This is a genomic window from Romboutsia sp. CE17 (assembly GCF_012317385.1).
Classification (GTDB): Bacteria; Bacillota; Clostridia; order Peptostreptococcales; family Peptostreptococcaceae; genus Romboutsia_E.
In genome coordinates, this window is the sequence record NZ_CP051144.1 from 2,474,880 (window position 1) to 2,487,035 (window position 12,156).

At 36.8% G+C, this 12,156-nt stretch carries 8 protein-coding genes and 2 rRNA genes; 3 read left to right on the forward strand and 7 right to left on the reverse strand.

Annotated features, from left to right (window positions below):
* Positions 1-49 precede the first annotated feature (49 nt).
* From HF520_RS11810 to HF520_RS11840, 7 genes are all read right to left on the reverse strand, one after another.
* Positions 50-2,951 (reverse strand): 23S ribosomal RNA (locus HF520_RS11810).
* A gap of 257 nt (positions 2,952-3,208) precedes the next feature.
* Positions 3,209-4,709, reverse strand: a 16S ribosomal RNA gene (locus HF520_RS11815).
* Together the 16S and 23S rRNA genes form the textbook arrangement of a ribosomal RNA operon.
* A 552-nt stretch (positions 4,710-5,261) precedes the next feature.
* Positions 5,262-5,849, reverse strand: coding sequence for a precorrin-2 dehydrogenase/sirohydrochlorin ferrochelatase family protein (locus HF520_RS11820; RefSeq protein ID WP_168574218.1), 588 nt, complete (start codon positions 5,847-5,849; stop codon positions 5,262-5,264).
* Positions 5,850-5,877: 28 nt separating this feature from the next.
* Positions 5,878-6,432, reverse strand: a complete 555-nt coding sequence (locus HF520_RS11825) for a cupin domain-containing protein (protein ID WP_168574219.1) — start codon at positions 6,430-6,432, stop codon at positions 5,878-5,880.
* A gap of 242 nt (positions 6,433-6,674) precedes the next feature.
* Complete coding sequence (gene lacG, locus HF520_RS11830) at positions 6,675-8,075, reverse strand: 6-phospho-beta-galactosidase (protein ID WP_168574220.1); 1,401 nt, start codon at positions 8,073-8,075, stop codon at positions 6,675-6,677.
* A gap of 2 nt (positions 8,076-8,077) precedes the next feature.
* Positions 8,078-9,766 carry a lactose-specific PTS transporter subunit EIIC gene (locus tag HF520_RS11835; protein ID WP_168574221.1) on the reverse strand — a complete coding sequence of 563 codons (1,689 nt, stop codon included), beginning with the start codon at positions 9,764-9,766 and terminating at the stop codon, positions 8,078-8,080.
* Positions 9,767-9,842: 76 nt separating this feature from the next.
* Positions 9,843-10,166, reverse strand: a complete 324-nt coding sequence (locus HF520_RS11840; protein ID WP_168574222.1) for a PTS lactose/cellobiose transporter subunit IIA — start codon at positions 10,164-10,166, stop codon at positions 9,843-9,845.
* Between the two features lie 239 nt (positions 10,167-10,405).
* On the opposite strand from HF520_RS11840, the gene HF520_RS11845 reads away from it, so the two are divergent.
* From HF520_RS11845 to lacB, 3 genes are read left to right on the forward strand one after another with little or no spacing between them, the layout of a single operon-like run.
* Positions 10,406-11,158, forward strand: a complete 753-nt coding sequence (locus HF520_RS11845; RefSeq protein ID WP_168574223.1) for a DeoR/GlpR family DNA-binding transcription regulator — start codon at positions 10,406-10,408, stop codon at positions 11,156-11,158.
* Between the two features lie 38 nt (positions 11,159-11,196).
* Positions 11,197-11,625, forward strand: coding sequence for a galactose-6-phosphate isomerase subunit LacA (lacA, locus tag HF520_RS11850; RefSeq protein WP_168574224.1), 429 nt, complete (start codon positions 11,197-11,199; stop codon positions 11,623-11,625).
* Between the two features lie 14 nt (positions 11,626-11,639).
* Positions 11,640-12,155, forward strand: coding sequence for a galactose-6-phosphate isomerase subunit LacB (lacB, locus tag HF520_RS11855; protein WP_168574225.1), 516 nt, complete (start codon positions 11,640-11,642; stop codon positions 12,153-12,155).
* Position 12,156 lies beyond the last annotated feature (1 nt).

The window sequence follows — 12,156 nt, forward strand, 5'->3', positions numbered from 1 at the left end:
AGTTAATACTCTGAAAACTGCATATCATTTAGAATTTATCATTTAAATTGTGGTCAAGTCCTCGACCTATTAGTATCGATAAGCTAAATACATTACTGCACTTACACCTTCGACCTATCAACCAGGTAGTCTTCCTGGGGTCTTACCCTTACGGTGGGAAATCTTATCTTGAAGTCGGCTTCGCGCTTAGATGCTTTCAGCGCTTATCCATTCCGCACTTAGCTACCCAGCTATGCCCTTGGCAGAACAACTGGTACACCAGAGGTGCGTCCATCCCGGTCCTCTCGTACTAAGGACAGGTCTCCTCAAATTTCCTACGCCTGCGACGGATAGGGACCGAACTGTCTCACGACGTTCTGAACCCAGCTCGCGTACCACTTTAATGGGCGAACAGCCCAACCCTTGGGACCTACTACAGCCCCAGGATGTGATGAGCCGACATCGAGGTGCCAAACCTCCCCGTCGATGTGGACTCTTGGGGGAGATAAGCCTGTTATCCCCAGGGTAGCTTTTATCCGTTGAGCGATGGCCCTTCCATGCGGAACCACCGGATCACTAAGTCCGACTTTCGTCCTTGCTCGACCTGTATGTCTTGCAATCAAGCTCTCTTGTGCCTTTACACTCTACGTACGATTTCCGACCGTACTGAGAGAACCTTTGAGCGCCTCCGTTACTTTTTGGGAGGCGACCGCCCCAGTCAAACTGCCCACCTGACAGTGTCCCAAGACCAGATTCATGGCCTATGGTTAGAGTCCCAGTACTACAAGGGTGGTATCCCAAGGGTGACTCCACGCAAACTGGCGTTCACGCTTCATAGTCTCCCACCTATCCTGTACATGTAGTACCAAGACCCAATGTCAAGCTACAGTAAAGCTCCATGGGGTCTTTCCGTCCTGTCGCAGGTAACCGGCATCTTCACCGGTATTACAATTTCACCCAGTCTGTTGTTGAGACAGTGCCCAAATCGTTACGCCTTTCGTGCGGGTCGGAACTTACCCGACAAGGAATTTCGCTACCTTAGGACCGTTATAGTTACGGCCGCCGTTTACTGGGGCTTAAGTTCACTGCTTCGATTGCTCTAACAGATCCCCTTAACCTTCCAGCACCGGGCAGGCGTCAGCTCCTATACATCGTCTTGCGACTTAGCAGAAACCTGTGTTTTTGGTAAACAGTCGCTTGGGCCTATTCTCTGCGGCCTGCAAATGCAGGCACCCCTTCTCCCGAAGTTACGGGGTCATTTTGCCGAGTTCCTTAACAACAGTTCTCTGGCTGGCCTTAGGATACTCTCCTCACCCACCTGTGTCGGTTTGCGGTACAGGCACCTTTAACCTCGATAGAGACTTTTCTCGACAGTGTGAAATCAGCTACTTCGCTACTAAATTTCGCTCCGCATCACATCCTAGCATTATTCCTACGGATTTGCCTATAGGAACTGCCTCAATGCTTGCCCGTACATAACCAACAGTACGGTTAGCTTATCCTACTGTGTCATCCCATCTCTCAAACGGTTATTGGTGGTACAGGAATATCAACCTGTTGTCCATCACCTACGCCTTTCGGCCTCGGCTTAGGTCCTGACTAACCCAGGGCGGACGAACCTTCCCCTGGAAACCTTGGGTTTACGGCCTGTGGGATTCTCACCCACATCTCGCTACTCATGCCAACATTCTCACTCGTATACTGTCCACATGTCCTTACGGTCATGCTTCAACCTGCATACGAAGCTCCCCTACCCATCATAATGATGCCGTAGCTTCGGTAGTACGTTTTAGCCCCGGAAATTTTCGGCGCAGGATCACTCGACCAGTGAGCTATTACGCACTCTTTAAATGAGTGGCTGCTTCTAAGCCAACATCCTGGTTGTCTGTGCAATCCCACATCCTTTACCACTTAACGTACATTTAGGGACCTTAGCTGACGATCTGGGCTGTTGCCCTCTTGACTATGAATCTTATCACCCACAGTCTGACTCCCAAGTATAAGAATACGGCATTCGGAGTTTGATAGTCTTCGGTAAGTGCAATACCCCCTAGGACATTCAGTGCTCTACCTCCGCTTCTCTCAACCTTGAGGCTAGCCCTAAAGCTATTTCGGGGAGAACCAGCTATCTCCGGGCTCGATTGGAATTTCACCGCTATCCACAAGTCATCCCCGAGCTTTTCAACGCTCGTGGGTTCGGTCCTCCACGAAATTTTACTTTCGCTTCAACCTGCTCATGGATAGGTCGCCCGGTTTCGGGTCTACGCCAAGTAACTTAAATCGCCCATTTAAGACTCGCTTTCGCTACGGCTCCACACCTTAAGTGCTTAACCTTGCTACTTAACGTAACTCGTTGGCCCGTTCTACAAAAAGTACGCGGTCACACAAGAAATGTGCTCCCACAGCTTGTAAGTACAGGGTTTCAGGTTCTATTTCACTCCCCTCCCGGGGTTCTTTTCACCTTTCCCTCACGGTACTATGCGCTATCGGTCACTAGGTAGTATTTAGGCTTGGAGGATGGTCCCTCCTGCTTCCCACAGGGTTTCACGTGTCCCGTGGTACTCTGGATCATGTCTAAAGTCTTCTCGTTTCAGCTACAGGGCTATTACCTTTTATAGCGGAGCTTTCCAACTCTCTTCACTTACGATACCTCTTCGTTAATGACATGTCCGCAACCCCAACGAAGTAAACTTCATTGGTTTGGCCTGTTCCGCGTTCGCTCGCCGCTACTTACGGAATCGATTTTTCTTTCTCTTCCTCCAGGTACTTAGATGTTTCAGTTCCCCGGGTTCCCCTCGCTAAGCTATGTATTCACTTAACGATACTTAGACATTACTCTAAGTGAGTTTCCTCATTCGGAAATCTTCGGATCAAAGTTTACGTGCAACTCCCCGAAGCTTATCGCAGCTTATCACGTCCTTCATCGGCTCCTAGTGCCAAGGCATCCGCCCTGCACCCTTAATAACTTGACCAGTTATTAAAATGCTTCGCCAATGTCTTTACCTTCATATTCATTCAGGTAAATCCCATTGCTCAAAGTTTGTAATTTTAAAGACTTGTCTTGTCTATTTATAATTAAATGATGTCATATCACTAAATGTTATGCAGTTTTCAAAGTACTAACGTACATCGCCAACGTCTATTCTCTCTGAGAATATCCCGTTGCTCAAAGTACTAACAATTTTGAGGAATGAACCCTCAAAATTAAACAGTAGGCAATTCTCCTTAGAAAGGAGGTGATCCAGCCGCACCTTCCGATACGGCTACCTTGTTACGACTTCACCCCAGTTATTGGTTTCACCTTCGACGGCCGCTTCCAAAAGGTTAGCTAACCGGCTTCGGGCGCCCCCAACTCCCATGGTGTGACGGGCGGTGTGTACAAGACCCGGGAACGCATTCACCGCAGCATTCTGATCTGCGATTACTAGTAACTCCAGCTTCATGTAGGCGAGTTTCAGCCTACAATCCGAACTGAGAATGGCTTTAAGGGATTAGCTCCGCCTCACGACTTGGCTGCCCTCTGTACCACCCATTGTAGCACGTGTGTAGCCCTAAGCATAAGGGGCATGATGATTTGACGTCATCCCCACCTTCCTCCAGGTTATCCCTGGCAGTCCCTCTAGAGTGCCCAACTTAATGCTGGCAACTAAAGGCAAGGGTTGCGCTCGTTGCGGGACTTAACCCAACATCTCACGACACGAGCTGACGACAACCATGCACCACCTGTCACTTCTGTCCCCGAAGGGAAATCTCCGATTAGGGAGAGGTCAAAAGGATGTCAAGCTTAGGTAAGGTTCTTCGCGTTGCTTCGAATTAAACCACATGCTCCGCTACTTGTGCGGGTCCCCGTCAATTCCTTTGAGTTTCACTCTTGCGAGCGTACTTCCCAGGCGGAGTACTTAATGCGTTAGCTGCGCCACCGAAGGGGGTAACCTCCGACAGCTAGTACTCATCGTTTACGGCGTGGACTACCAGGGTATCTAATCCTGTTTGCTCCCCACGCTTTCGTGCCTCAGTGTCAGTTACAGTCCAGAGAGCCGCCTTCGCAACTGGTGTTCCTCCTAATATCTACGCATTTCACCGCTACACTAGGAATTCCACTCTCCTCTCCTGCACTCAAGTTTCCCAGTTTCAAAGGCTTACTACGGTTGAGCCGTAGCCTTTCACCTCTGACTTAAGAAACCACCTACGCACCCTTTACGCCCAGTAATTCCGGATAACGCTAGCCCCCTACGTATTACCGCGGCTGCTGGCACGTAGTTAGCCGGGGCTTCCTCCTCAAGTACCGTCATTATCTTCCTTGAGGACAGAGCTTTACGACCCGAAGGCCTTCATCGCTCACGCGGCGTTGCTGCATCAGGCTTTCGCCCATTGTGCAATATTCCCCACTGCTGCCTCCCGTAGGAGTTTGGACCGTGTCTCAGTTCCAATGTGGCCGATCACCCTCTCAGGTCGGCTACTGATCGTCGCCTTGGTAAGCCGTTACCTTACCAACTAGCTAATCAGACGCGGGTCCATCCTATACCGCCGGAGCTTTGATAAGAAATCCATGCGAATCTCTTATGTCATCTCGTATTAGCGTACCTTTCGGTACGTTATCCGTGTGTATAGGGCAGGTTACCCACGCGTTACTCACCCGTCCGCCGCTCACCCCGAAGGGTTCGCTCGACTTGCATGTGTTAGGCACGCCGCCAGCGTTCATCCTGAGCCAGGATCAAACTCTCAAAAAAAATTTGTTTCCTTTGCTCAGACTAATCATTATCTGAATATCTGGCTTGGTTGTTTGTGTTTAATTCTTATAAAAGAATTTAAGTTATATAAATTAACCTACTGTTTAATTTTCAAAGTTCATTTTCTCGACTTACTCATCTTACCAGGTTGTTATCCCTTAGTCAAGACTTTCTTTTATTTTATTTTTCATCCGTATCTCTCGGACAAGTAATACTTTACCATCATTTTTTAAATTAGTCAATACTTTTTATAAAGTTTTTATTTTTATCTAACTCCTAACTTTATATAAGTTAATACTTTACCTTAACTTTATCTTTTGTATTTAGTGATTAACTTATAAATCTGTAAAAAAAATAGACTGTTTTACACAGCCTATTACAAGGGGTTTCTTGCTATTGGGTATATAAAGGAATTTTATGTTGAACAATTCTTTCGAATTAAATTTTTATGTCGAAACTACTGTCTATTTCATTCTTATTTTGTCATTTCTTGTTGACTATGATATTATTCTATTTTATTTTATACCCTATGTCTATAATATAAATCTTTTTTTATATATATTTTTTGTTTTCCTCTATTAACTCTTCTAACGTTAAATTTACTAGTTTTTTTATTAATCTTCTTCTCTCATTAATATCCTTATAATTTTTTATGATATTAGATCTAACTTCGCCTAAAATATTTATATATTCTTCATAACTATCATCATATACTTCTTCTAATTCTGATTTTATCTTTCTAGATAAGGATGGACTCTTTCCTCCAGTGGATATTCCTATAAGTAAATCACCTCTTTTTATATATGATGGAACTATATAGTTAGACAAATCTACATTATCTACTACATTTACCAATTTATTATTCTTACTACAGTATTCTCCTATAGATTTATTAACTTCTTTATTATCAGTAGCTGCAACGACTATAAAACTATCTTTAATATAATCTTCTTTATAAACATCCTTTATTAAATCTACTCCTTTTTTAATCTCATAAAACTCTTTTAAAAATGTTGGAGCTATTACTTTTACTTTCTTCCCAAAATCTAAGAAGTTTTTACACTTTCTTAGAGCAACCTCTCCTCCACCTATTATTACTATATCAAATTTTTCTAATTCTAAATTTATTGGATAAAGCATCTACCTCATCTCCTTCCCCACTTAGTAATTAGAAAGATGGTGGAGTTACTGCAAATATAACTTCACAATCATTATCATTTATATTTTCCCATTTATGTTCTGAATGAGGAGGTATCTTTACGCTATCCCCACTTCTTAAATCTATCACACTATTCCCCAGATAAAGTCTAACTTCTCCTTCAACTATATAAGCAACTTCTTCTCCCTTATGACTAAATGCTTCTTTTGAAGATGATCCCTTTGAAGGTATCTTCATTAACATAAACTCTATCTCTCCTTTTGAGTTAGGAGTTAATAATTCATAAGCAAAACTATCATCTTCTGCAAACATTATTTTCTTTCTGTTTTCTTTCCTAACTACTAATTCTTCAGTTGGAACATCACTTATAAAAAAATTAAATAACGGTACTTCTAGTGCACTTGAAATTTGTTTCAATGTATTTATAGAAGGATTAGCCGTACCTTTTTCTATTTGACTTAGTAACGATGGTGTAACACCTGTCAAATTAGCTAATTCTTTAATAGTAAGTTCATTTCTTTTTCTATATTCTGAAATATTTTTAGATATATCTACTTCATTCATTTTATAAATTACCTCATTAATATTTATTTTACTTAATTATATCAATATAGATTATGCTACGCAATTTCATTAAATTGTAGTTAATTTATTTTATAGTAGTTAATTTATATTGATATTGCATTTGAAAATATTATTCTTAATTAAGGTTATTAAATATATTAATAACCTTAATTAAGAATATAAAAATACTCATAAGATAAGAACCTTATTCTTTTCTTATGAGCATTTTATTTTGTTCTAAATTATAATATTTCTTTGGTTTCGCTTACAAATTTGTACCAATAGGCTGATTCTTTAGGGTATCTTTTTTGAGTTTCAAAATCTACATAGAATAAACCATATCTCTTGTTATATCCATTTGACCATGAAAATACATCCATTAATGACCATAAGAAATAACCTTTAACATTTACACCATCGTCTATAGCTTGTGCAACTGCTTCTAAATGTTTACGTATGTAATCAATTCTTGGTGTATCCATGATTATTCCATCTTCAAAGTCATCTTTGTATCCCATTCCATTCTCAGTTATATATATTTTATTATAGTTTGGATAGTCATTTTTAATTCTTAACATCATATCATAAAGACCTTCTGGGTATATAAGCCAATCCCAGTCAGTTCTTGGAATATCTTTATCAAATCTTTTTTCGCCTATTCCTTTTAGCCTAAATATAGATGTACCTTTTTCCCCCGTACCATTATGATATATCTCTGATTCTCCTTCATATGCTCTTATGAAACTACTTTGATAATAGTTTATTCCTAAGAAATCATTATACTTACTTGCTTCTTTTAATAATTCCATGTCTCCATCTTCTATATTTAAGCTTCCACCGTTTTTTTCTAGTACTCTATTTATACCGAACATAGTACGCTCAGAGTATTCTCCTTTAAATGTTGCATCAAGTAAGAATTTATTTGCAACTATATCTTCAATCTCAGCTGCAAGTTTATCTTCATCTAAATCTCTGTCTGGATATTTTGACTCAAGAGAGTGTATAACACCTATTTCTCCCTTATAGTTACTGTCTTTGAATAATTTAACTACTTTAGCATGAGCTATCATCATATTATGCATAGATTGTATAGCTTTTTCTAAATTATATTTAATTGCTGGAGGAAAGGTTCCTGTTATATACTGTCCACACGCAACTGGCCAAATTTCATTAAAAGTTATCCAGTATTTTACTTTATCACCGTATTCATCAAAACAAACTTTTGCAAACTCTACAAAACAATCAATAGTTTTTCTATTTAAAAAGTCATCATCTTTATGTAATGTATTTGGTGTATCAAAGTGATGCAATGTAACAAATGGTTCTACATTACGTTTTATACATTCATCAATAAGCCTATGATAAAATTCAACCCCTTCTGGATTAATTTCACCATAACCATTTGGAAAAATTCTAGACCATGCTATAGATATACGTATACCATTAACTCCAAATTTTTCACATAACTCTAAGTCCACTGGATACTTATGATAAAAATCACTTGCTGGGTCAGCTAAAAATCTCCCTTGCTTTTCTAAATAATCATCCCAAGCAACTTTTCCTTTATTTCCTTCTTTTGTAGCTCCTTCAGCTTGATATGCAGCTGTTGCTCCACCTAATATAAAATCATCTGGTAATCTCATTTTTACGCCCCCTCTTTAACTCCATCACCTAAAATTTCAAGTGTAAACTCCAATGCTTTCTTTGGATTTCTTGTTAATTCTATATATTTCTTTCCTTCTACCGCTACTGCCTTGATACCTAGTCTATCTGTATCTTTCTTTAAATCTTGATAGTTAGATGCAACTTGTGGCGCTAGTATTACTAAGTCAAAATCTTTTAACATATCCACATGTGCACCATAAGAATTAGCAGCTGTTAACATATCGATATTATTTTCTTTAGCTGCCTTTGCTAATGCATTCGCTAAAAGACCACTTGTTCCACCACCAGCACATAAAACCAGAACCCTTTTATTATTTAACCTCTTTGTATTAACTGCATTTTTTTCTATTACTTTCGATGTAGTATCTACTTCACCTAAACTATTACCTAACTTTGATTCTTTTGCTCTTTCTTCTTCAACTTTTTGCTTATCATAAACTTTGAAGAACGGATAGTAAATAACAAAGTCAACTACTAATATAAGAGCTGCAAATATTATAGTTAAAAGTCCCATTCCACATCCAAGTACTATACCTATTGGCCCTGGAGTTGTCCAAGGTAATATATACATGAAACTGTTCATACCTAGATAATCTACAAAGATTTTAAATAACCAAACATTTATGATTGGTGCTCCTATAAATGGTATAAAGAATATTGGGTTTAATATAAGTGGTGCACCAAATAAAATTGGTTCATTTACTCCAAATAGAACTGGTATAGAAGATGCTCTACCAACTGCCTTTAACTCTTTTGATTTAGATAAGAATGCAAACATTAAAGTTATTATAAGAGTAGCTCCTGTACCCCCAAGTGTAGCAACGAATTGTTGTACCCCTGGTGTTAATATGTTGACTGATTGTTCTCCATTTTGGAAAAGAGATAAATTTGTTGCTATATTAACATAATAAATAGCAGATACTGCTGGTTCAACTATTGAAGGCCCTTGTATTCCAACAAACCAGAATAATGACATAGCTCCATAAATTATAGCTAATCCAAGATATCCATCTGCTGCTGTAAATAAAGGTTGGAAGAATAATATAACTCCTTCTGCAAAATTAAAATCAAATATATTTCTAAATACTAAATCAAATAACCAGAATATAAGTGCTGATGCACCAAAAGGTATTATATCTTTAAATGTTTGAGATATATTTGGTGGAACCGCATCAGGCATTTTTATTGTTATGTTATTTTCAACACACACTTTGTAAATATTTGATACTGTAAATGCTGATATGAATGCAGTTATTAATCCTTTTGATCCCATATATCCATTAGCAAAACCGCCTTCTATAGAATCAACACTTACTATTAAGAAACATACTATAGCCGCCATCATAGTAGATATATTATTTATTTGATTATTCTTAGGCATGTCTCTATTTAATGCATCTGTTAAGTTTTTAGCAGTTGTTGCTGAAACTACTAAAGCTAATATCCCCATTGAGTAGTTGTATGGTTTAAGTATAATTTCTTGTATTTCTGGACTCCACTCAAAACCAAAAATATTCGGAACAAATGCTATAAGCATAAATATACTTGAAAAAAGTACTATAGGCATAGCAGAAATAAATCCATCCCTTATAGCTCTTAAGTATTTATTTCTAGATATTTTTTCAAAAAACGGTTTCCATTTTTCGATTTGTTTTACTAAACTCTCCATAATTTTAATCCCCCACTGAATATATATATTGAAAACTTTTATATAAACATAATCGTATTATTATGTAATAATGAAATTATCTGTATATATCTAATAAGTTCCCTATAATATCTTGTAATAATAATGTGGTCATTAAATGATCCTGAGCATGTACTGTTAAAAATCCTACATCTATATTTTCCCCTCTAGCTTCTGCAACAATCATTTTTGTTTGAGCATTATGCGCATCTGTCAAACATTGCTTAGCTTCAGATATAAGCACTTCACATTGTTCCATATTTTTATTTTTAGCCTGTTTAACAGCTTCAAGTAATTTAGATCTTGCATCACCTGAATATGCTATTATTTCAAAAGCTATCATACTTAATTCTTCTTTTGTTACTTCTGTTGATTCTGACATATAATTTCCCCCTTTAAAAATATTTTCAATTTAGTTTGTTTTAGTTTGTTTTAGTTTATTTTAGTTTGATTAATATTATATTATTATTTTCTCTAATCCTTGTCAACGATTTCCTGGATAATTTTACACTTTTTCATTACTTGACTTTTTAATTTTTAAATGCTATCGTTATTTTATAAAACAAAAACAAAAAAAATAGAACATTTTTTAACATTTGTTTTTAAGAAAGGATGCTTTTAATGCTTAAAGAAGAAAGACACTCGATTATTATAGATTTATTAAATGCAAAAGGAATTGTCAAAGTTAAAGATATAGCTGAAGCTATTAATGTAACTGAAATGACAGTTAGAAGAGATTTACAGGATTTAGACAACAAAGGAGTACTAAAAAGAATTCGAGGTGGTGCTCAACTAAATAATATAACAATTGAAAAAGAGTTAAGTCATGTTGAGAAACAAAGTATTAATATAGAACTTAAAAGAAGTATAGCTAAAAATATAGCTAAAAATATCTCGGATGGAGATTCAATTTTCTTAGGGCCTGGTACTACAATAGAATTAGTATATGAATATATGACTGCGAGCTACCTAAAAGTCGTAACTAATTCTATATATGTATTTAATAAGTTTGTTGATGACCCTCGTTATGAGCTTATTTTAATTGGAGGTAGCTACCGTAGTAGAACAGGAGCTTTTGTTGGCAGTATAGCCAATGATACATTATCAAGGATGAATATAAATAAAGCCTTCATTGGTGTTAATGGTATTTATGATAATGTTATATCAAATTCTAACGAAGATGAAGGTATGATACAAGCTACTATACTAGATCGTGCTACAGAAAAATATATTGTCGCAGATTCATCTAAACTAAACAAACACGATTTTTATCAATTTTATAAGTTAGAAAATGTAACTGCAATTATAACTGATGAACATATAAGCTCTGAGAACATTGAAAAGTATTCTAAGTATACCAAATTATACTTCTAATAAATTAGAAAATAAAACTTAAGGGGTGTAGATTTTTTATGAAGATTTTAATTGGTTCTGATTTTAAAAGTTCTAACTTTAAAAATGCCATAAAGGAGCATTTATTATCTAAAGGTTTTGAAGTAGTAGATAAAACTGAAGAAAAAAATTTTGATTTTTTTGAAGCTTCAACATTAGTTGCAACTTCTATGCTTAACAACGAAGGTGAAAAAGCTATAGTTATAGATGAATATGGTACAGGTTCATTTAATGTATGTGTAAAACATAAAGGTATTATTTGTGCACAAGTTGCTGATGAGCACTCTGCAAAGATGACTAGAGATCATAATAATACTTCTATTATAACTATTGGATCTAATGTAACAAGTTTAGAAGTTGCTAAAAGTATTTGTGAAAAGTTTATACTATCTGATTACTCTGGTGGTAGACATCAAATAAGAGTAGATATGTTAAATAAAATGGCTTAAGGAGGAATTTTTAAATGATTATATCAGTTGGTTGTGATCATATTGTTACAGATATAAAAGATAAGATAGTTAATTATTTAGTTTCAAAAGGACATAAGGTTATAGATAATGGAACATATGACCATACAAGAACTCATTATCCTATCTATGGTAAATTGACAGCAGAAAAAGTAGTTAATGGTGAAGCTGACTTAGGAATTGTTATATGTGGTACAGGAGTTGGCATAACAAATGCAGCTTCAAAAATTAAAGGTGCTAGAGTTGCTCTTGTAAGAGATGTAGAAACAGCAAGATATTCTAGAGAACAATTAGGAATAAATGTTTTAGGATTAGGTGGAAGAATTACAGGTCTTGGTCTTATAGAAAACATAATAGATGTGTTTCTTGGTACAGAATTCAATCCTACTGAAGAGAATAAAAGTCTTATAGCTAAAATAGATAATATGATTGAAAAAGATTATGCAAATGGTGATATTCATTTTTTTGATGAATTCAATGAAAAGTGGGATAGAGGAGAATATCACGATTAAT